Source organism: Allorhizobium sp. nf9_anc (assembly GCF_056323085.1).
In genome coordinates this window covers 4097013-4117926 of record NZ_CM150481.1, presented here as the reverse complement: position 1 = coordinate 4117926, position 20914 = coordinate 4097013, and the positions used below count along the sequence as shown (strand labels likewise).

At 60.6% G+C, this 20914-nt stretch carries 15 protein-coding genes; 2 read left to right on the top strand and 13 right to left on the bottom strand.

Annotated features, from left to right (window positions below; all coding sequences use genetic code 11):
* Positions 1-18: 18 nt before the first annotated feature.
* Positions 19-3480, bottom strand: coding sequence for a pyruvate carboxylase (gene pyc, locus AC02Y0_RS20055; protein WP_476380763.1), 3462 nt, complete (start codon positions 3478-3480; stop codon positions 19-21).
* 117 nt (positions 3481-3597) lie between these two features.
* Entirely contained in the window at positions 3598-4335 is a 738-nt protein-coding gene (locus AC02Y0_RS20050; protein ID WP_444556870.1) for a LuxR family transcriptional regulator, read from the bottom strand.
* A gap of 282 nt (positions 4336-4617) precedes the next feature.
* Here AC02Y0_RS20050 and AC02Y0_RS20045 point away from each other — a divergent pair, with 282 nt between their 5' ends.
* A complete protein-coding gene (locus tag AC02Y0_RS20045) occupies positions 4618-6363 on the top strand; it encodes a glucan ABC transporter ATP-binding protein/ permease (RefSeq protein ID WP_476380761.1) in 1746 nt (581 codons plus the stop codon).
* A gap of 14 nt (positions 6364-6377) precedes the next feature.
* Here AC02Y0_RS20045 and AC02Y0_RS20040 read toward each other — a convergent pair whose 3' ends face one another.
* The 10 genes from AC02Y0_RS20040 to AC02Y0_RS19995 form a co-directional block, all read right to left on the bottom strand.
* Positions 6378-7916 (bottom strand): cryptochrome/photolyase family protein, encoded by a 1539-nt coding sequence (locus AC02Y0_RS20040; RefSeq protein WP_476380760.1) that lies wholly within the window; start codon positions 7914-7916, stop codon positions 6378-6380.
* On the bottom strand, positions 7910-8626 hold the full coding sequence (locus tag AC02Y0_RS20035; RefSeq protein WP_476380758.1) for an SDR family oxidoreductase: 717 nt from the start codon (positions 8624-8626) through the stop codon (positions 7910-7912). Before AC02Y0_RS20035 ends, AC02Y0_RS20040 begins: the two co-directional genes overlap by 7 nt.
* Positions 8627-8694: 68 nt before the next feature.
* Positions 8695-9501 carry an alkaline phosphatase family protein gene (locus AC02Y0_RS20030; RefSeq protein ID WP_476380756.1) on the bottom strand — a complete coding sequence of 269 codons (807 nt, stop codon included), beginning with the start codon at positions 9499-9501 and terminating at the stop codon, positions 8695-8697.
* A gap of 61 nt (positions 9502-9562) precedes the next feature.
* Positions 9563-10420, bottom strand: coding sequence for an SDR family oxidoreductase (locus AC02Y0_RS20025; RefSeq protein ID WP_476380754.1), 858 nt, complete (start codon positions 10418-10420; stop codon positions 9563-9565).
* 119 nt (positions 10421-10539) lie between these two features.
* Positions 10540-12471, bottom strand: coding sequence for a beta-galactosidase (locus AC02Y0_RS20020; RefSeq protein ID WP_476380753.1), 1932 nt, complete (start codon positions 12469-12471; stop codon positions 10540-10542).
* A complete protein-coding gene (locus AC02Y0_RS20015; RefSeq protein ID WP_476380751.1) occupies positions 12471-13562 on the bottom strand; it encodes an ABC transporter ATP-binding protein in 1092 nt (363 codons plus the stop codon). Before AC02Y0_RS20015 ends, AC02Y0_RS20020 begins: the two co-directional genes overlap by 1 nt.
* Complete coding sequence (locus AC02Y0_RS20010) at positions 13555-15660, bottom strand: alpha-galactosidase (RefSeq protein WP_476380749.1); 2106 nt, start codon at positions 15658-15660, stop codon at positions 13555-13557. The genes AC02Y0_RS20015 and AC02Y0_RS20010 overlap by 8 nt, the downstream gene beginning before the upstream one ends.
* Entirely contained in the window at positions 15657-16508 is an 852-nt protein-coding gene (locus AC02Y0_RS20005; RefSeq protein ID WP_476380747.1) for a carbohydrate ABC transporter permease, read from the bottom strand. The genes AC02Y0_RS20010 and AC02Y0_RS20005 overlap by 4 nt, the downstream gene beginning before the upstream one ends.
* Complete coding sequence (locus AC02Y0_RS20000; protein WP_444556861.1) at positions 16508-17416, bottom strand: carbohydrate ABC transporter permease; 909 nt, start codon at positions 17414-17416, stop codon at positions 16508-16510. The genes AC02Y0_RS20005 and AC02Y0_RS20000 overlap by 1 nt, the downstream gene beginning before the upstream one ends.
* Positions 17417-17504: 88 nt before the next feature.
* A complete protein-coding gene (locus AC02Y0_RS19995; protein WP_476380745.1) occupies positions 17505-18737 on the bottom strand; it encodes an ABC transporter substrate-binding protein in 1233 nt (410 codons plus the stop codon).
* 295 nt (positions 18738-19032) lie between these two features.
* On the opposite strand from AC02Y0_RS19995, the gene AC02Y0_RS19990 reads away from it, so the two are divergent.
* Positions 19033-19812, top strand: a complete 780-nt coding sequence (locus tag AC02Y0_RS19990; protein ID WP_476384098.1) for a helix-turn-helix domain-containing protein — start codon at positions 19033-19035, stop codon at positions 19810-19812.
* 10 nt (positions 19813-19822) lie between these two features.
* Here AC02Y0_RS19990 and AC02Y0_RS19985 read toward each other — a convergent pair whose 3' ends face one another.
* Positions 19823-20911: a mannitol dehydrogenase family protein gene (locus AC02Y0_RS19985; protein ID WP_476380744.1), complete on the bottom strand. Its 1089-nt coding sequence runs from the start codon at positions 20909-20911 to the stop codon at positions 19823-19825.
* Positions 20912-20914: the final 3 nt, after the last annotated feature.

The following is a 20914-nucleotide window of genomic DNA, read 5'->3' as shown; positions in this document are numbered from 1 at the left end:
TGAGCCGTTGGGAAAGGATCAGGCCGAATAAACGATCAGCAGATCCTTGGCATCGATCTGGTCACCGATCCGGACGAGGACTTCCGAAATCGTCCCGTCGCGGTCGGCATGCAGCGCCGTTTCCATCTTCATCGCCTCGATCGAGAGCAGCACATCGCCAGACTTGACGGTCTGGCCGGCAGAGACGGACACCTGCGAAATCACGCCGGGCATAGGTGCGCCGAGCTGCGCGGTATTGCCGGTTTCCGCCTTGCGGCGGACGGCGCTGCCCGAAGCACCATGGGCGCGATCCGGCACCTTGATGCGGCGTGGCTGGCCGTTCAGTTCGAAGAACACGGTAACCATGCCCTTGTCGTCGGTATGGCCAAGAGCCTGATTGACGATGACGAGCGTCTTGCCCTTTTCGAGGTCGAGGAACAACTCCTCGCCCGCGGGCAGACCATAGAAATACTGCGGCGTCGGGATAACCGAGACCGGGCCATAGGTATCGGCGGCCAGCGCATAGTCGGTGAAGACCTTCGGATACATGAGGTAGGAGGCAAACTCGAAATCCGTCACCTCGCGACCGAGCTTCTCCTCGATCATCTTGCGTTCGGCGTCCAGATCGGCCGGCGGCAAAAGCGAACCGGGGACGGCCGTATAGGGCTGGTCGCCCTTCAGCACCTTCTTCTGCAGCGCTTCCGGCCAACCGCCCGGAGGCTGACCGAGATCACCCTTCAGCATGGAGACAACCGAATCAGGGAAAGCGATGTCCTTGGCCGGATTTTCGACGTCCGCCACGGAGAGATCCTGGCTCACCATCATCAGCGCCATATCGCCAACGACCTTGGACGACGGGGTCACCTTGACGATATCGCCGAACATCTGGTTAGCGTCGGCATAGGCCTGGGCGACTTCGTGCCACCGGGTTTCGAGGCCAAGCGACCGAGCCTGTTCCTTGAGGTTGGTGAACTGTCCACCCGGCATTTCGTGAAGATAGACTTCCGAAGCCGGACCCTTGAGATCGCTTTCGAAGGCCGCATACTGCGTGCGAACGGCTTCCCAGTAGAAGGAAAGGCGACGGATCCAGTGCGGATCGAGACCCGGATCGCGTTCCGAGCCGCGCAGGGCCTCGACGATCGAGCCAAGGCAGGGCTGCGATGTGTTGCCGGAGAAGGCATCCATGGCGGCGTCGACCGCATCGACACCGGCTTCCACAGCCGCAAGCACCGTCGCCGCAGCAATGCCGGATGTATCATGCGTGTGGAAGTGGATCGGCAGGCTGGTGGCTTCACGCAGAGCCTTGAACAGCACCTTGGCGGCAGCCGGCTTCAGAAGGCCGGCCATGTCCTTGACGGCGATGATATGCGCGCCGGATTTTTCGAGCTCGGCGGCAAGTGCCGTGTAGTACTTCAGGTCATACTTCGGACGCGCCGAATTCAGGAGATCGCCCGTGTAGCAGATCACCGCCTCGCAGAGCTTGTTCTCTTCGATGACCGCATCCATCGACACGCGCATGTTGTCGACCCAGTTCAGGCAGTCGAAGACGCGGAAGAGATCGATCCCACCCTTGGCCGCCTGACGAACGAAGTACTTCACCACATTGTCGGGATAGTTCTTGTAGCCGACGCCGTTCGCGCCACGCAGCAGCATCTGCAACAGCAGGTTCGGCGCGCCCTCGCGCACCAGCTGGAGACGCTCCCACGGATCTTCCGTCAGAAAGCGCATGGAAACGTCGAAGGTCGCACCACCCCAGCACTCGAGCGAGAAGAGGTTCGGCAGAGCCCGCGCATAGGTATCGGCGATCTTGGCGATATCGTGGGTACGAACGCGTGTGGCCAGCAGCGACTGGTGACCGTCGCGCATGGTCGTATCGGTCATCAGGATCCGCTTTTCATTGCGCATCCAGTCGCCGAACTTCTTCGGACCGAGCTCGTCGAGGAGTTGCTTCGTGCCCGGCTTGATCTCGGCATCGATATAGGGAACGACCGGCTCGGCGGCGTCGGCCGGAGGCTTAGGGCGGCCCTTCACTTCCGGATGTCCGTTGACCGTCACATCAGCGAGATAGGTCAGAAGCTTGGTCGCACGGTCCTGGCGCTTCACCTGCTGGAAAAGCTCCGGCGTCGTGTCGATGAAGCGTGTCGTGTAGGAATTGTCGCGGAAGCTCGGATGGCCGATGATCGCTTCGAGGAAGGTCAGGTTCGTGGCCACGCCACGGATACGGAACTCGCGCAGAGCGCGGTCCATGCGGCTGATCGCTTCCTGCGGCGTGCTGCCCGACGCCGTTACCTTGACGAGCAGCGGATCGTAATAGCGGGTGATGATCGCACCCGAATAGGCGGTACCGCCGTCGAGACGGATGCCGAAGCCGGCCGCCGAACGATAGGCGGTGATGCGACCGTAGTCCGGAATGAAGTTCTGCTCAGGGTCTTCCGTGGTGATGCGGCACTGCAGCGCATGACCGTTGAGGCGGATTTCAGCCTGCTTCGGGACGCCCGATTCCGGCGTACCGATCGCATGGCCGTCAAGGATGTGGATCTGCGCCTTCACGATATCAATGCCGGTCACGACTTCGGTGACGGTGTGCTCGACCTGAATGCGCGGATTGACCTCGATGAAGTAGAATTTGCCGGTGTCGGCATCCATCAGATATTCGACGGTTCCGGCACCGATATAGTTGGTCGCCTTGGCGATCCGGAGCGAATAGTCGGCAAGTTCCTGACGCTGCGCTTCGTTCAGGTAAGGTGCAGGCGCACGCTCGACGACCTTCTGGTTACGGCGCTGGATCGAGCAGTCGCGCTCGAAGAGATGAACCACATTGCCATGCGTATCGCCGAGTACCTGGCTCTCGACGTGACGGGCGCGCTCGACGAGCTTCTCGAGGTAGACCTCGTCCTTGCCGAACGCAGCCATTGCCTCGCGCTTACCTTCCGTCACCTCGCGCAACAAGTCCTTGGGATCGCGAATGGCACGCATACCGCGACCGCCACCGCCCCAGGAGGCCTTGAGCATGACCGGATAGCCGATCTCTGCCGCCAACCGATGGATTTCGCTTTCGTCATCCGGCAGCGGATTGGTGGCGGGCACGACCGGCACACCAACGCTGATCGCAAGATTGCGGGCGGCCACCTTGTTGCCAAGCTGCCGCATCGTGTCGCTCTTCGGACCGATGAAGATCAGGCCTGCATCGTTGCAGGCGTCCACGAATTCAGGACTTTCGGACAGGAGACCGTAGCCAGGATGGATAGCATCCGCGCCGGACAACTTGGCGACACGGATGATTTCCTCGATCGACAGATAGCTTTCGATCGGTCCGAGATCCCTCGACAAATGCGGGCCACGACCAACCTGATAACTTTCGTCCGCCTTGAAGCGGTGCAGCGCGAGTTTGTCCTCTTCGGCCCAGATGGCGACCGTTTTCAGACCGAGCTCGTTGGCGGCGCGAAAGACGCGGATCGCGATTTCCGAACGGTTGGCGACAAGGATCTTGGATATTGGCAATTCGATCTCCCCAAAACGATATGCCAGGGCATTGTGCACCTGCGAAGAAAAGTCATAGCGCGTTGTTTTAGGAAGTTCAATTTGCCTTGGACGACCGGTGAAAGATTCAATCCTTGCTTATGTCACCAGACCCAGGCGAAACGACAGGGCAACCACATGCTGGCGGTTTTTTGCATTTAGTTTGTCTTGAATACCATTCATGTACCAGTCGACGGTGTGATTGGAGATCTTCAGGATCTTGCTGATCTCGTTGGAGGTCAGCCCGTCCGCGAGATAGTTCAGAACTTCCATTTCACGCCGGGTCATGCGCGTATCGATCGGTTTCGCAGGCTCGATCTCACCAGCAAACTTGAATTCGAGCAGACGCCAGTAAGCCTTCTTCGCGACGGCATCAAACAGCGTGACTTCGGTGGGAGAGAGATCAATCGGGCGACCGCCAACGGTCATGTTACCCAAGAGCCCGGTGCGTCCGTGAACGGGGAAGATATATCCATCCACCAGACCGAAACGCACGCTGTCTGAGAGCATCCGCTCCATGCGCTTGCGGTGCGGATCGGCGCGGAAGGCATGCAGTGCTTCCCGCCAGCGGAATCCGGCTTGGGCTTGGCCGAGATAGCGGATCGTCGGATCGATCAGCACATATTTCTTTGCGATGTAAAGCTGCGGCCACCCTTCAGGCCAGACCCCGGTCAATACGAGTTCCATCGGATTTTCGTCCGGTTTTGGTTGCCGAACCACACCATAATAGTCGAACCCGTAGGACCGAACCAATTTCTCAAGCGCTGTAATGACTTCCGCCGCTGTCCGGCACTCATCAACGATGACCAAAAAATGCAGCAATTGATTGATGTTCACAAAGTCTCTCCAAAATGCGCAGCTAAAATACCATTAAAAAGCCACGAGCAGCGTTTTTTTCAACCACCCGGAGCAATATGAACATTTATCGTCAAATTGCGTTATGGGAAGCTTAAAGCCTGCTACCGACTCTGGCCTGCGAGAGCCGTGGTCGACCCGCTCCGCAAACGCGGGATCTTGCAGAGGATCCGCTGTAGCATTAGGCATCCTCCACACCGGCGGAACAACCGGGCCAGACAGTGTCTTGGCGCATACCGAGAACGAACACGAAGGTAACACAGCTTGTCCCTGCTCCAGGTTTATTTCAAGGCTCTGAAATATCTTGCACGCTACAGATTGCGGGTATCGCTTGTGGTGGCCGCAAACGTCGTGCTCGCAGTCATTACGATTCTGGAGCCGATTCTTTTCGGTCGCATCATCGATGCGATCTCCGAGAAGCGCGATGCAACGACGATCCTCATCGCATGGGGTTGCTTCGGCGTCTTCAACACGGTCGCCTATGTTCTCGTGGCGAGACAGGCGGACCGTCTGGCCCATGGCCGACGCGCGGACCTTCTGACAGACTCCTTCGAAAAGATCATTTCGATGCCGCTCAGCTGGCATCACCAGCGCGGCACCTCAAACGCTCTGCACACCTTGCTGCGTGCCGGCGAGACGCTCTTCGGCCTCTGGCTTGAATTCATGCGCACGCATCTGGCAACCGCCGTGGCGCTGGCCTTGCTCATCCCCACCGCCTTCTCGATGGACGTCCGGCTGACATGCGTCCTCATCGTGCTGGCGATCCTCTATGTCATCATCGGCAAGACGGTGATGAACCGGACGAAGGAAGGCCAGGCCTCCGTGGAGAGCCACTATCACACGGTCTTTTCCCATGTGAGTGATTCGATCAGCAACGTGTCCGTGCTGCACAGCTACAACCGTATCGAAGCCGAAACACGTGCGCTCAAGCAGTATACGACCAACCTCCTCTCGGCTCAGTATCCGGTGCTTGACTGGTGGGCGCTTGCTGGCGCGCTGAACCGCATCGCCTCGACACTATCCATGCTCGTCATCCTCGTCATCGGCACGCTGCTGGTTCAGCGGGGCGAGCTGAAGGTTGGCGACATCATCGCATTTACGGGCTTTGCCGGCCTGCTGATCGCGCGTCTTGACCAGATGATCACATTCATCAACCAGATCTTCGAGGCGCGCTCCAAGCTCGAGGACTTCTACAAGCTGGAAGACGCCGTGCAGGAGCGCGAGGAGCGCGTCGGCGCAGGCGAACTCAAGCAGGTTCGCGGCGACGTCGAATTCCGCGACGTCTGCTTCGATTTCGCCTCCACCACGCAGGGCGTACGCGACATTTCCTTCCATGTCGGTGCGGGCCAGACTGTCGCCATCGTCGGCCCGACCGGTGCTGGCAAGACGACGCTGATCAATCTCCTGCAGCGCGTCTATGATCCACAAGCGGGCCAGATCCTGATCGACGGCCAGGACATCGCCAAGGTGACCCGCAAGTCGCTGCGCCATGCGATCGCGACCGTCTTCCAGGATGCAGGCCTGCTGAACCGCTCGATCCGGGAAAACATCCGCCTGGGACGCGAAGACGCGACCGAGGAAGAAATCATCCAGGCGGCAGAGGCCGCCGCAGCGACCGACTTCATCGAAAGCCGCATGATCGGCTACGACACCCATGTCGGCGAGCGCGGCAACCGCCTGTCGGGCGGTGAGCGCCAGCGCATTGCGATCGCTCGCGCGATCCTCAAGAACGCCCCCATCCTCGTGCTCGATGAAGCAACCAGCGCGCTCGACGTCGAAACCGAAGCCCGGGTCAAACAGGCCATCGACCGGCTGCGCAAGAACCGCACGACCTTCATCATCGCGCACCGTTTGTCGACCATCCGCGAAGCCGACCTCGTCGTCTTCCTCGACCATGGCCGGGTCATCGAAATGGGCAATTACGAGCAGCTGAGCGCGCTCGGTGGCCGCTTCACGTCACTTCTGCGGACCAGTGGCCTGCTCAAGGAAGAGCCGAGCCCGGCAATCTGAACCGCAACGGCCGCTCAGATCGTATCGAGGGTCTCCAGCACCTGGGCGGCGTGCTTGCGGATGGCGTCCTGCTTGAACGGATCCATCCGCCGCCACGTCGCAAACATGTTCGAAAGCCGCGGATTGCGCGCGAGCTTCTCTGTGTTGCGATCGAGAAAATCCCAGTAGAGCGCATTGAACGGACAGGCCATCGGGCCTGTCGTCAGTTTCGGGTCGTAACGACAGCCTCCGCAGAAATTGCTCATTCGGTCGATATACTTGCCGCTCGCCGCATAGGGCTTGCTCGCCATAATGCCGCCATCGCCATAGAGCGCCATACCCAGCGTGTTCGGCAGTTCGACCCACTCATAGGCATCGGAATAGACGGCAAGATACCATTCGCAGACTTCAACCGGATTGATCCCGGCCAGCATGGCAAAGTTGCCGGTCACCATCAGCCGCTGGATGTGATGCGAATAGGCATGCTCGATCGTGTCACCGATCGCGCCCTTCATGCAGGCCATGTCGGTCTTTGCGGTCCAGTACATCTGCGGCAACGGACGCGAGGCAGAGAGATGGTTGAGGCCGGCATAGTCGGGCATCTCGGTCCAATAGATGCCGCGCACATATTCACGCCAGCCGAGGATCTGCCGGATAAAGCCCTCGACGGCATTCAGCGGAGCCCGTCCCTCGAACCACGCCGCCTCTGCTCTGCGGATGACGTCGATCGGAAGCAGCAGGCCGGCATTGACATAGGATGAGATCAGCGAGTGGTAGAGATAGGGCTCACCCTTCACCATCGCGTCCTGATAGTCGCCGAAAGTGGGCAGGATCTCGTCGATGAACTGCTGCAGCTCCTTTTCGGCCTGGGAAGCAGTCACCGCAAAATGGAAGCTTTCGAGCGAGCCCATATGCGTGGCAAAGCGTTCTTCGACCATCGCCAGGACGGATGTCGTGATCGCATCCTTGGCGTGGCTGATCCGCTTCGGCCCCTTCAGCCCCTCGGCCGGTGGCTTGCGGTTTTCGGCATCGAAATTCCACTTTCCGCCGACAGGATCCTCGCCTTCCAGCAACACCCGGTGGCGCCGGCGCATGTCGCGATAGAAATACTCCATGCGCAACTGCTTGCGGCCCTTGCGCCATTCCCGGAAGTCTTCGATCGAACAGAGAAAGCGATGATCGTCGCGGATCTCGACCGGCACACCGAGGGACGCTTCCCATCCGCGCATATCCTCCGCCAGACGCCACTCCCCACATTCCGTCGCAATGACGCGGGCGGCAGCGGTGTCTGCGAGTGCGCGGGCCAGTTCCCCTTTAAGGCTCTGTGTATTTTCAGGATCGTCCAGAGTGACATAACGGACCTGAAGACCCTTCTCTCTGAGCTCATCCGCAAAATGGCGCATGGCCGAGAAGAGAAAGGCGATCTTCTTCTTGTGGTGCTTGACGTAGGTCGCCTCGCTCATGACTTCCGCCATGAGAACAAGCGAGGTTTCCGGATCGGCATCGGCAAGCGCAGACAGCGAATGGCTGAGCTGATCGCCGAGGACGAGATGAATGCGGGAAGGCTTCACCATTCGATCGGCTGGCCGTCATAAGCGAAGAAGCCACCCGTCTGAGCCGGCTCAAGCCGATCCAGAACGGAGAGCATCATCGCTACGCTCTCGGACGGCTGGATGCGGTCATGCCCCTTGGAAAAGCCACCTGAGAAGCCGGTGTCCACCGAACCCGGATGCAGGGTGACGACCACGCCCTTTGGTCGCAACCGGGCGATTTCGATCGCCGACGTGCGGGTGATCTGGTTCAGCGCTGCCTTGGCCGAACGATAGGAAATCCAACCGCCGAGCTTGTTGTCGCCGATCGAACCAACCCGCGCCGAAAGCGTCGCGAAGACGCTCTTGCCTTCATTGGACAAGAGAGGCCCGAAATACTTCAGCGCCAGCGCCGGTCCGATTGCGTTCAGCGCAAACTGCGCCGCCATCACATCCGCCTGGATCGCCTTGATGGTCTTTTCCGGACCATTGCCGTCGATCACGAGCGCGCCCGTTGCACAGATGACGAGATCGAACTTCAACTCTGCCTCGGAAAGTCGAGCTGCGGCAGCGCTGACACTGGCCTCATCAGTGATGTCAAAGCCATCGCGGCTGCGCGACAGTTCAACGACGGAGCCACAGGCGGGGTCAGCCTTGATCGCCGCGGCGAAAGCGCCACCGATCCCTCCACTCGCCCCGAGCACAAGTGCACGGTAGCCGGGGTTGAGGGAGGTCATTCCAGAAAAGTCGGACATCGCAAACTCCTGCAGGTCATTGCTACCCATTACGGCAGGCAGCCCGACCGGATCAGGAACAGATTGTCTCAGATGGGATCAACGGTACCCGAGAAGGCCGGCATCTGACCGGGATCGATCTCCATCAGCCGGCAGATGATCCCCGCAATTTCGGTTTGCTTGATAGGTGCATCGCGATCGAGCCGGAAACCGACCGTATAAAACGGCACTTCGGTCTCCTGAGGCGTCGGCCCTGCATGATTACCGTCATCACCCATGCCGTGATCGGCGGTGACGATCACCGTGTAGCCGGCCTCAAGCCAGCCCGGCAGATGTCGCGCAAGAAGGTCGCCCTGCAGGCGCGCTGCATTTCGGTACCCGACGCTGGCGCCGCCATGCTTGTGGCCGGCATCATCGACATTCATCGGATGGAGCAAGAGAAAATCCGGCGCCTTGGCCTGGATCAGCCATTCGGCATCGGCAAAGAGATGGCTGTCCGGATAGGCGTCGTCCCAGTAGAACAGGCCGTGTGTAATGTCTCCGCTGCCATCGACCAGGATGCGGTCGCGATGCCGGTCAAACGGGCAGGAGACATAGAGTTCCGAGACCCAGTGATAGGCAGCCGCAGCGGTGCTCTTACCCTGTGCCCGGACCCGGCCGAAGAGATTGTCACCAACCGACCGGCGCACCACCCCATTGCTGACCACGCCGTGATCCACGGGCCGACGTCCCGTCAGCAGAGTTTCGTAAAGCGGCCGAGACATGGCCGGCAGTTCGCAAGTCAGCTTGCGGACATCAGCCCGGCCGGCCGAAACGAGGCCTTCCATATAGCCGAGACAGGTACGGGCCACGTCATAACGCAGCCCGTCGAGAACGATCAAAATCACTTTGCGCATGACCGGAACCATGCCACGCCTTCTGTGAAAGGCAAGCGACAGTCGTTTGGATCAACAACCCTCAGAGGATCGGCTTGCCGCCAGTAACAGCGATGGTCGCGCCGGAGACGTAGCTCGAAAGCGGGTCTGCCAGCATCACATAGGCTGTCTGCAATTCCGCGGGCTGCCCGGGGCGTCCCATCGGCACCTGCTTGCCAAAGTTCTTCACCGACTCCTCCGGCATGGTTGATGGGATCAGTGGTGTCCAGATTGGCCCGGGTGCAACCGTGTTGGCACGGATCTTCTTGTCCGCCAGCATCTGCGCAAGACCCGCCGTGAAATTCTGGATCGCGCCCTTGGTCGTGGCATAGGCGAGCAATGACGGATTGGGGCTGTCGGAATTGATCGAAGCGGTGTTTATGATCGAACCGCCATTGGTCATGTGCGGCACGGCAGCCTTCGTCAGATAGAACATCGCATGGATATTGACCCGAAACGTCAGTTCCCACTCCTCGTCCGGGATCTCGGTAATGTCGTCGAACGTGGCCTGATGGGCAGCGTTGTTGACCAGAATGTCGATGCCGCCCAGTTTACGTGCCGCCGTGTCGACCATCTGCCTGCAATGCTCGGCGCTCTGGATATCCCCTCGGACGAGCACAGCCTTGCGCCCTGCCTTCTCGATCCAGCGAGCGGTCTCCTTCGCGTCCTCGTCTTCATCGAGATAGGAAATCAGAACGTCGGCGCCTTCACGGGCATAGGCGATTGCGACGGCACGCCCGATCCCGCTGTCGCCACCGGTAATGATCGCCTTCAGCCCTTCGAGCTTGCCCGACCCCTTGTAACTCTCCTCGCCATGATCAGGCCTCGGCGTCATATCCGAGGTGCGCCCCGGCATCGGGACTTTTCTCTGCGAAAATGGGGGTGTCGGATAGTCGGCCATGGGCTTGCTCCTTGTAGCGATGTCCAAGGGCAAACCGGTGAGCGATGGATGAGTTCCGTGCGAGCCGCACGACAAACGGAAAGGGCCGGCATGACGCCGGCCCTTTCAAACATTCGGAATTACCCGCGCCAGGCGGCGACGGCCTGCGGTTTCAGCACGCTCTCGCCAAGCACCGGATCGGCGCCTTCAGGGAGCGTCCAGTCTTCCATTCCGTAGTTGAAGGCGAAGACGAGATCGCCGCGGCGACGGATGCGGATCGTATCTGGAACCCGCAGCGTCGGAACCTCTGCCTTCTTCGTTGCAAGCTCCAGCACGTCGGCCAGGAGATCGGCATCGGCCCAGCAGGCGAGATAGAGAACATTGCCCTTCTCGGTGAGCGCCGGATCGCCGTTATCGAAAGTGGCGAGAACCGAAGCCGATGTCTCGACATATTCCCGCCAGCGGATCGCACAGCCCGAAACCGCACCGGAAACGCCATCCGAGAGCCCCGGTCGTATGGAGGAGATCTGAATGACGCGATTGCCCGTCAGGCTGCCCAACGGACCCGGCGGCAGGTTTTCCGGGATGCGGAAATTGCGGTCGCGCGAACCCGTGCGGGCACCGATCACCACGACACCTTTGGCCTTTTCGAGCTCGGCCCGCGCCGCTTCGGTCACTTCCGTCATGCAGGGCACGACGACCAGCGGATAACCCTCGAGCGACGCGCCCGGACGGACGAAATCGACGTTCAGACCGAGATGGCGCAGTGCCTCATACCAGCGGAAGCACAGTTCCTCATAGCGGAAGTCCTTGCCCTGCGGCTGGATCATCGTCGACCAGTAGCTCTGGTAGTCGAAGACCAATGCGACGGGTGCCTGGCTCGTCTCGGGAAGCGCGCCGAGAGCGGCCAGTTCGTCTGAGACCTGCATGGCTTCCTTGCCACCCGGCGACCATTCGTCGAGGCCAGGCAGGTTCAGGCCCGCATGCATCTGTTCCTGCGCAAACGGCGCCTGGCGCCAGCGGAAATAGCTGACGACATCAGCGCCATGTGCCAGCGCTTCCCACGTCCAGAGCCGCACCATGCCGGGCTTCGGGACGGGGTTCCACGGCGCCCAGTTGACCGGACCCGGCTGCTGCTCCATCACCCAGAAACGACCCTTGCCGACGGCGCGGTAAAGATCGTGGTGATAGGGCGCGATATCGGGATGCGAAGTCTCGGCCCAGCGATTGCGCTCGTCTTCCGTGAAGGGGAATTTCTCGACGAAACCGATCGGATAGCTGTCCCAGGAGGCGAGATCGAGATTGTCGCCGACCTTGAAGTGGTCGAAATCGGAGACGAAGCCCATGAAGTTATGGGTGATCCACCGACCGGGCGAATGCTTGCGGATGATCTCGCACTGCATCTTGTCGTAAGCCGCAACCTGGTCCGAATGGAAGCGCCAGAAGTCGAGACGCGTCGCCGGGTTCGGCTCGGTCACCGTCAGGTTCGGCAGTGCCACATCGTCGAAGCTCGAAAGCTCCATCGACCAGAAGACCGAACCCCAGGCTTCGTTCAGCTGGTCGGTCGACTGGTAGCGGAGGCGCAGCCAGCGCTTGAAGCTCTTCAGATCTTCAGGACCCCAGGAAACCGTCGTATCGTGACACCCATATTCATTGTCCGTCTGCCAGCCGACAATGCCGGGGTGCTCGCCATAGCGCTTGGCGACGATCTCGACGATCCGGGCACTCTCCTTCCACCAGGTCTCGGAAGAAAATGTGTAGTGACGGCGCGAGCCGAAGCCGCGCGGGCGGCCCTGTTCGTCATAGGGAATGATATCGGGGCATTCGTCCACCAGCCACTTGGGCGGGGTCGCGGTCGGCGTTCCCAGCACGACCTTGAGGCCCGCTTCGTGCAGCACATCGATCGCCCGGTCGAGCCATTCGAACGTGAAGGTACCGCGCGAGGGCTCCAGACGAGACCAGGCGAATTCACCGATACGCACGAAAGAAATGCCGAGTTCGCGCATCCGGCGCGCGTCGGTTCGCCACCGGCTTTCGTCCCAGTGTTCCGGATAGTAGCAGACGCCCAGCATTATCGTGTCAGATCCCCATTGATGACGGCCTTGCCGTCCTTGTCGAACAGATGGCAGGCCTTGGCATTGATGCCGAGGCGCAGCGTCTGGCCAGGCTTCTCGCTGGCCAGGCCATCGGCCTTCACCGAAAGCTCCGAGCCGTCGGCGAGTGTCACGAAGAACAGCGTCTCCGAGCCAAGATATTCGGCGAGCTTGACGGTCGCTTCGATCACGACGTCGCCCTTGCCGGTCGCGTCGATATGTTCAGGTCGCAGGCCGAAGGTCATCTCGCCCGCTGGAACGCTCGCCCCATGCGTCGGGATCGAAATATCGGCGCCCGGCAGGCGGACTACGGCAGCACCCTCAGCCGCAGACACCTGCACCTTCAGGAAGTTCATCTTCGGCGAGCCGATGAAGCCGGCAACGAAGAGATTGTTCGGGCGATGATAGAGTTCGAGCGGCGAACCAACCTGCTCGATCTTGCCGGCAGACAGCACCACGATCTTGTCGGCCATGGTCATGGCTTCGACCTGGTCATGCGTGACGTAGATCATCGTCGCCTTGAGGTCCTGATGCAGCTTGGAAAGCTCCGTGCGCATCTGGACGCGGAGTGCCGCATCAAGGTTGGAGAGCGGCTCGTCAAACAGGAAGACTTCCGGATTGCGCACGATCGCACGACCGATCGCTACGCGCTGACGCTGACCACCCGAGAGCTGGCCAGGCTTGCGATCGAGAAGCGGCTCCAGTTGCAAGAGCTTGGCGGCAACAGCCGTACGCTCCGCAATCATCACCTTCGAATGACCGGTCATCTTCAGGCCAAAGCCGATGTTTTCCGAGACCGTCATATGCGGGTAGAGGGCATAGGACTGGAAGACCATGGCCACACCCCGTTCGGAGGGGCCAATGCTGGTCATGTCCTTGCCGCCGATCGCAAGCGAACCCTCGGTGATGTCCTCGAGGCCGGCGATCATCCGCAGAAGCGTGGACTTGCCACAGCCGGACGGACCGACGAACACGCAGAACTCGCCGTCCTTAACGTCCAGATCGACGCCCTTGATGACGCTCAAGGCGCCGAATTGTTTCTTGACGCCGCGCAGGCTCACGTCAGCCATGGGTATTGCCTCCCTTTGAAGGAATGAGTTCGAGGAGCAAAGCGCTTTCGGGCCGCAGCATCGGCAGCGGCAGGCCAGACAGGCCGGCATTGGCAAGATCGAAACTGATCGCGCCTGACAGAAGCCTCTTCTGCCCCTCGGAAATGCGGATGAATTCCGGTTCGACCGGAAGGATCTTGGAGATGCTCCACCGCCCGCCGATCTGCGTCACACTCTCGGGCAGCTTGAGCGGTGCCGGCTGTTCGCCCACCATCTGAGGCCCCTGCGCCACGATCACCACGATACGCTCGTCGCCTGCCGCACCCCAGACATACCGTCCGTCGAGCGGCTCCAGCCGGAAGGAAGCGCCCGGCGCATGGAAGAGACCGCGAAGACGCTTGTAGGCCTCGATATAGACCTTCAGTTCATCGCGTTCTTCGTCCGAAAGCTCCAGCGGATTGAGCTCGACACCGAGATGATAGGCAAGCGCCACCAGCGCCCGGAAGGACAGGCTATGACGGCGGCCCGTCTGATGGTTCGGCGATGCGGAGATATGAGAACCCAGGATCTCTGGCGGCACGAAGACGGTTGCGCCGCGCTGGATTTCGAGCCGCTCCAGAGCGTCGGTGCAATCCGAGGTCCACACACGATGCGTACGGGCAAGCGCGCCGTAATCGATACGACCGCCACCGGATGCGCAGCTTTCGATCTCGACATCGGGATGGGCGGCGCGAACACGGTCCATCAGCGCGTAGACGGCACGCGTCTGCGCCGCGATCTTCGCCTTGCCATCGCGACCCGCAGCATGCGTCAGATCGCGGTTCATGTCCCACTTGATGTAGGAAACGGCGTGGTTGGAGAGCACCGCATCGATCTTGCCGAAGAGATAGTCCGATACCTCGGGACGCGTGAGGTCCAGCACAACCTGGGTGCGCGATTCAAGGATCGGACGCCCTTCGATCGTCAATGCCCAATCCGGATGCGCCTTGTAGAGTTCGGAGACGGGATTCACCATTTCAGGCTCGAACCAGATGCCGAACTGCATGCCGAGCCCGGTCACGTGATCGACGAGCGGCTTCAGGCCATCGGGATATTTCCGTGGATCGATATCCCAGTCGCCAAGGCTCGTCGTGTCGTCGTCACGCTTGCCGAACCAGCCGTCGTCGAGCACGAAACGTTCGATGCCGAGCTCGGCGGCAGCCGTCGCCTGGGCTTTCAGCGACTCCATCTGGTGGTCGAAATAATTGCCTTCCCAGGTGTTCAGCGTCACCGGACGGGGACTCATGCTGCCGCTCGGCCAGGTGGTCAGTTCCTCGCGAACGAAGGCGTGGAAGTCTTCCGTATCGGCGCCGGCATAGGCAACAGGGCTTTCATAGCTTTCGCCCGGTCCAAGGATGATCTCGCCCGGTTCGAACAACTCACCGAGATGCACGAGGCGCCGTCCGTCATCGGTGCGGTCGATCACCATCTGGTGGTTGCCGCTGAAGCCGAGCGTCACGCCGAAGATCTGGGTCTCGCTTTCGATGAACAGCATCGGGAAGCGGTCATGCGAAGTGCGGCCACGACGATTTTCCTGGATCCAGGTACCGTTACCGAGCAACTCGCGCCGGGTCTGGAATTCGCGACCCCAGATGCCGGTAAAGCTCATCACCTGCAGGTCACCGGCGGGCGCGAGGAACGTGCCGGCCATGCAGCGGTCGAGCTGGTAGTCTGTCTCGCCCCGGTTCGTGAGCTTCGTCGCCATCGAGATGGGACCGGAGGGATAGGCTGTAAGCGTAATCGAAATGGCCAGCTTTGCCACGGGATCGAGACCGGCAAGCACGGTGCAATGCCCGTCGCGGAAAAACTCCCACTTGCCAAACTGGGCGACGAAATCACGCCCGCCACGATGCCCCGATATCGCCGGCCAGCCAAAGAAGCCCATGCCGCCTGTCGGCAGGAGAACGGACGAGGGCACGGCCACATCCATGCCGTTGACGCGGCTTGAACGCTCGATCTCGAACAAAGGATCGGCATATGCAGGCTCCGCCCCGAAGGACAGTATTTCCGGCATGCCGAGCTCCGGCAGACGCAGGCTCAGCGCCAGCTGGCCGGAATCAATGGTGACAATCTTGCTCATCCCTTGGTCGCTCCAAGCGTCAGGCCGGCAATGAAATGCCGTTGCATCAGGAAAAACATGGCGACCGGCGGCAGGGCCGCGACGATCGAGCCGGCGGAGACGAGATGCCAGGCAGCAACCCATTGCCCATTCAGCGAATAGAGACCCGCGGTCACAGGCATGGCATGCTGACCCTGCACGAGAACCGTCGCCCAGAAGTAGTCGTTCCAGACAAAGGTGAAGACGAGCACAGAGAGGGCTGCAATTGCGGGACGCATCAGCGGCAGCACGATGTAGCGGAAGATCCGCCATTCCGAGACGCCCTCGACGCGTGCAGACTCGATCAGCGCAAACGGCAGGCCCTTGATGAAATTGCGCATGAAGAGCGTGCAGAAACCGGTCTGGAAGGCGACATGGAAGAGCACGAGGCCCATCGTCGTGTCGTAGAGACCGGCCCTCAGCGTCATGTCACGCACCGGCACCATGAGGATCTGGAACGGGATGAAGTTGCCGGCCACGAAGAAGAAGAACAGGACCAGATTGCCCTTGAACTTGTAGACAGCAAGGGCAAAGCCCGTGAGGCAGGACAGCGCCACCGCACCGATGACTGTCGGGATCGTCACTTTGAACGAGTTCAGGATGTAATAGCCGATCGGCGAGTTGTTGAAGACCGCCGAATAGTTATCGAAACCGGCAAAGCCGGAGGGAATGCCGAAATAATTGCCGGCAGCAAGGTCACCCGCCGGACGCACCGACGTGATGGCGACGCCGATCAGAGGCAGGAGCCAGAGGAAAAGGGCAACCGGCAGCAGGATCTTGTAGGCCGTCTGCGCAAAGGGCGAGGCCTTCTGGATCGGAGTGGGGAACATCAGGCGTTCCTTTCCTGGGCGAGCATGCGGACGATGAAGAGCGAGATGAAGACCATCATGATCAGGAACAGCACGACCGCGATCGACGCGCCGTAGCCCATACGGAATCCGTATTCGGAGAGCGCCTGCTCATACATGAAGTAGGAGAGCACCGAGCTCGAACCGTAGGGGCCGCCGGCGGTCATGATGGAGACGAGGTCGAAGGAGCGCAGCGAGCCGATGACGGTCACGACCATGGCGATGAAGGTTGCCGGTGCCAGCTGCGGCAGGATCACGTACCAGAGCAGCTTCAGCCCCTTGGCACCGTCCATGCGGGCGGCTTCCACCTGCTCCGGATTGATGTTGTTGAGACCCGTCAAGTAGAGGATCATACAATAGGCCGTTTGCGGCCAGAGGCCCGCAATGATGATCCCGTAGGTTACGTAGCGCTCGTCGGCGAGAACGGCGATCTGTTCGCCGAACAGCATTTCCGTGAGCTTCGAAAACAGGCCGAAATCTGGTGCGTAGAACCAGGTGAACATCAGGCCGACGACGACCTGACTGATCACGAAGGGAAAGAAGAACAGCGACTTGTAGAGCCGGATGCCCGTGACGGTCTGGTTAAGGAAGAGTGCGACTGCAAGCCCCGCCGGGATCGACAGCAGGTAGAGCACCAGCCAGATCAGGTTGTTGTAAAGCGAGGTGTAGAAGGTGTCGTCATCGGCGAGTTCGACATAATTGCCGAAGCCGATCCAGGTCATCGCGCCGAGACCGTCCCAGTCATGGAAGCTGATCCAGATCGACTCGAAAATCGGCACGAGCACATAGATCAGGAACATCAGCATGCCGGGCGCCAGGAACAGGAAAGGCGCAAGCGTCTGCTGGTTTCGCTTCCAGAAGCCGGAGGACGAAGGAACGGTGTTGCTCATGGCGGCACCTCTGATGAAAAGGGAAACGGCAACCGGATGCCGCGGGCCCAGGGAGACCCACAGCACCCGGCGCAGGGAGCTCTATGGCTTACTTGTGGACGCGGGCGCGAACCTTTTCGAGGCGCTCCAGGATCCGGTCCATATCGTCTGGCTTGACCATGAATTCCTGGAAGCCTTCCATGCCGGCCTTCGCCATTTCGGCGTTGGCGTCGCGGTCATAGAACTGAGCGAGCGCATAGGCGTTCGACAGCATCTCGAAACCGGCACTGAGGAACGGATCGGCCGGCTTTTCGGCCTTGTTGTTGACCGGCAGCTGGCCGAGCGTCGCGTTCATCTTCGTCTGGGCTTCCGGCGAAGCGAGGTAGGCGAGGAACTTCTTCGCATCTTCCTTGTTCTTCGCGCCCGACGGGATGTGGAACGTATCGGTCGGAGCCTCTTCCGACATCGGAATGCCGGCGGTGATTTCCGGGAACTGCATGAAGCCGATCTGCTCTTCCTTCAGGCCGCCATCCTTCATGGTGGCGACAGCGAAGTTGCCCATCAGATACATGGCAGCCTTGCCCTGGACCATCTGCGGGATCGCATCCTGCCAGTCGATCGCGGCATGGTTCTCATTGAAGTAACCGGCCTTGACCAGCTCGCCCCACTTTTCGAACACGGCCTTCACGCGCGGATCGGTGTAGGGAACCTTGCCGGAGGTCAGCTCCATGTGGAACTCGTAGCCATTGACGCGCAGGTTCAGATAGTCGAACCAGCCGCCCGTCGGCCACAGGGCCTTGGTGCCGATGGTGATCGGCGTAATGCCGGCCGTCTTCAGCTTTTCGCAGGCGGCGAGAAATTCGACCCAGTTCTTCGGCGGCTCGATGCCCTGTTCGGCGAAGATGTCCTTACGATAGTAGATGCCCCACTGGTAATAGGTGTAGGGGACGCCCCACTTCTTGCCGTCGATGGTCATCGAGGCGGAAGCGGACTTCAGCTGGTCGTTCAGGCCATTGGCTTCCCAGACATCCGAGACGTCTTCGAACAGACCGGCCTTGACGAAGGGCTCCATGCGATTGCCGGCATACCATGCGGCGACGTCGGGCGCGTCAGCGGTCAGGAAGTTACGGATGGCGGACTTGTAGCCTTCGTGGTCGAAGTTGTTCCACTTGACCGTGATGTCGGGGTTGGCCTTCTGGAAATCAGCGATCAATTCTTCCATCGCCTTTTTCGGCGCCGGATCGGAATGGTCGGAGTTGAGCACGATTTCACCGGCGAATGCGGTGGACGACAGAAGGGCAGCACCCAGAGCAAGGCTGCTCAGGCTTTTGAAAAAGGTCATGTTTTCCTCCCTATGACCGTTATGCATTGCATATGCCGAGCTTGAAGCCCCGGATCCCACCGGAGCGGAATTCTCAGCTCACCTTGATCATCCGATTCAAACCCGTAATAATCTACCGAGTTTTTGCCGATCTTTTCCGGGATCCTAAGATTTGGAACATGTGAAGCCCCTGTTGGTGGACGAATCGGTCCCCGTGCATCCCGACCATGACCCGCGACACCCGCTGGTCATCTTCGGCGATCATCGCTTTTGTGCGGGGGAAAGCCTGACAGTGCATCGCATGGCCGGGCCGCACATGCACAGCCAGATCGAGCTTAACTTCGTGCTGACGGGCCAGATGACCTACTGGTTCGATGGACGCGAGCTGACGGTCGATGAGGGGCGCCTCTGCCTCTTCTGGGGCATGATCCCGCACCAGGTGACCGACCGCAGGGAAGGCACCCGCTTCGTCTGCCTCTATGTCCCGATGTCCGTCTTCCTTGGACTTGCCAATCTCAGCCGCTTCCGCGACGCCGTCTTCCGCGGCGCGATGATCGAGGCCTTGGAAATCCGCTCCTGGGATCGGGACATCTTCCAGCGCTGGCGCGAGGAACTCCTGGCAGGCGACGAGAACCTGACCGAGATCGTCCGCAACGAACTGACAGCCCGTGTTCTCCGGATCGAGCGCGATGGGTGGCGGGATCTCCGCGAGGAAGGCTCGGCGATCGCCAGTTTCAGCGCCAATGACAGCGAGCGCGTCGAGCACATCGAGCGCATGCTGCGCTTCATCGCCGAGCGTGCCCTGGAGAACATTTCGGCCGATGATGTCGGAAACGCCGTCGGTCTGCATCCGAACTATGCCATGTCGATCTTCAAGCGGGCCGTCGGCCACACGATCAACCAGGCGATCGTGCGCCACCGCCTGGACACCGCGCAGTCCCTGCTGATTTCAACCGACCTCTCGATCACCGACGTCGCCTTCGAAAGCGGCTTTGGCTCGGTCTCCCGCTTCTACGAGGCCTTCAGCCAGCGTTTTGTCGAGAAACCGACCGCCTTTCGCCGCCGCATGCGCTCGAAGGGCATGCCACAAGCCTGAGCGCTCGGGGTCAACGTCGCGCGATCGCTGACAGTCTGGGCATCGCCACGCCCGGGCACCATTCCTGAAAACCGATGATGCGGCGGACGACCTTTTCCGCATGATTGCCGGCGATATCGGCCAGGCGGTGCTCCAGATAGGGATTGAGAAAGCGCTCCAGCGTGGTCGCCACATAGACCTCCGCCTCGTCACCGAGCCCATGCACCCGAAAACCGGGCACGACTTCCTCGCGGTAAATCTCCTCCAGTTCACCACGGATCTCAGCATCGGCCAGGATGTCCTTGACGCATTCCGACTGCGGCCGGCCTTGCCTCTGCCAGCGATCGGCAAGGACCGTATGGCCGAGATTGAGAATATGCAGCTTTAGCCGCTCATAGGGCGTCAGGTCGTCGACAAGCTTGATGTAAGGATGCTCACAGGGAAGGGTCAGTCCCGGCTGCCGCTCGATCGCCCAGATCGCATAGGGCTCCGCGATCGCCCCCGCAGGTTCGATCGGCTCGGAGACGATGCGGTCGACAAGCGTATTCCCCCAGATGACACGGTCGGTGAGCCAGGAAACGAACATCGCGTCGGGAATGTGCCGGCTTGCGAGATCGACGACCAGCCGCTGAAGAACCTCGCCGTTTCGCGAGATCAGCTCACAGGGCAAGATGGTCAGCGGCATGCCACCACCACGGAAGCGCGCATGCAGCAATGCCAGGAGCTTCATCGGAAAAGAACGCGGAACGCCGTCGACCGTGTCCCCGTCAACCAGGGCATAGCCCTTGTCTCCGGTATTGCTGAGAACCACACGCGCTTCTTCGACGAAGATCCGGGTAACCTCGTCCCAGTTGGCTGCGGTGGACAGCGACCGGCTGACCGACCGCACGCGCAACTCCCGCTCCACGGGCTTTCCGTCCTCCAGCCCCCTGATAATGACCGGAAATCCCTCGGGCGCCGAAAGGGCGCCAATCCGCCCGGCCCGGGAGGCATCGCCGCTCGTCTGCACCACGGTGATTGGCCCCAGTGCCTTCCCTGCCTCCATAGCCTCGCTGACGAAAAGATCGGCATGCGCCTGGAGAAACCGGCTCGTGCCGAATTGCAGGATGGGCGTGTTCATGGC

Bases quoted from the DNA above. Each gene is read 5' to 3' on its own strand.
- AC02Y0_RS20040 (WP_476380760.1), bottom strand. From the start codon at position 7,916: ATGGTGAAGCCTTCCCGCATTCATCTCGTCCTCGGCGATCAGCTCAGC.
- AC02Y0_RS20035 (WP_476380758.1), bottom strand. From the start codon at position 8,626: ATGTCCGACTTTTCTGGAATGACCTCCCTCAACCCCGGCTACCGTGCA.
- AC02Y0_RS20030 (WP_476380756.1), bottom strand. From the start codon at position 9,501: ATGCGCAAAGTGATTTTGATCGTTCTCGACGGGCTGCGTTATGACGTG.
- AC02Y0_RS20025 (WP_476380754.1), bottom strand. From the start codon at position 10,420: ATGGCCGACTATCCGACACCCCCATTTTCGCAGAGAAAAGTCCCGATG.
- AC02Y0_RS20020 (WP_476380753.1), bottom strand. From the start codon at position 12,471: ATGCTGGGCGTCTGCTACTATCCGGAACACTGGGACGAAAGCCGGTGG.
- AC02Y0_RS20015 (WP_476380751.1), bottom strand. From the start codon at position 13,562: ATGGCTGACGTGAGCCTGCGCGGCGTCAAGAAACAATTCGGCGCCTTG.
- AC02Y0_RS20010 (WP_476380749.1), bottom strand. From the start codon at position 15,660: ATGAGCAAGATTGTCACCATTGATTCCGGCCAGCTGGCGCTGAGCCTG.
- AC02Y0_RS20005 (WP_476380747.1), bottom strand. From the start codon at position 16,508: ATGTTCCCCACTCCGATCCAGAAGGCCTCGCCCTTTGCGCAGACGGCC.
- AC02Y0_RS20000 (WP_444556861.1), bottom strand. From the start codon at position 17,416: ATGAGCAACACCGTTCCTTCGTCCTCCGGCTTCTGGAAGCGAAACCAG.
- AC02Y0_RS19995 (WP_476380745.1), bottom strand. From the start codon at position 18,737: ATGACCTTTTTCAAAAGCCTGAGCAGCCTTGCTCTGGGTGCTGCCCTT.
- AC02Y0_RS19990 (WP_476384098.1), top strand. From the start codon at position 19,033: ATGCACAGCCAGATCGAGCTTAACTTCGTGCTGACGGGCCAGATGACC.
- AC02Y0_RS19985 (WP_476380744.1), bottom strand. From the start codon at position 20,911: ATGAACACGCCCATCCTGCAATTCGGCACGAGCCGGTTTCTCCAGGCG.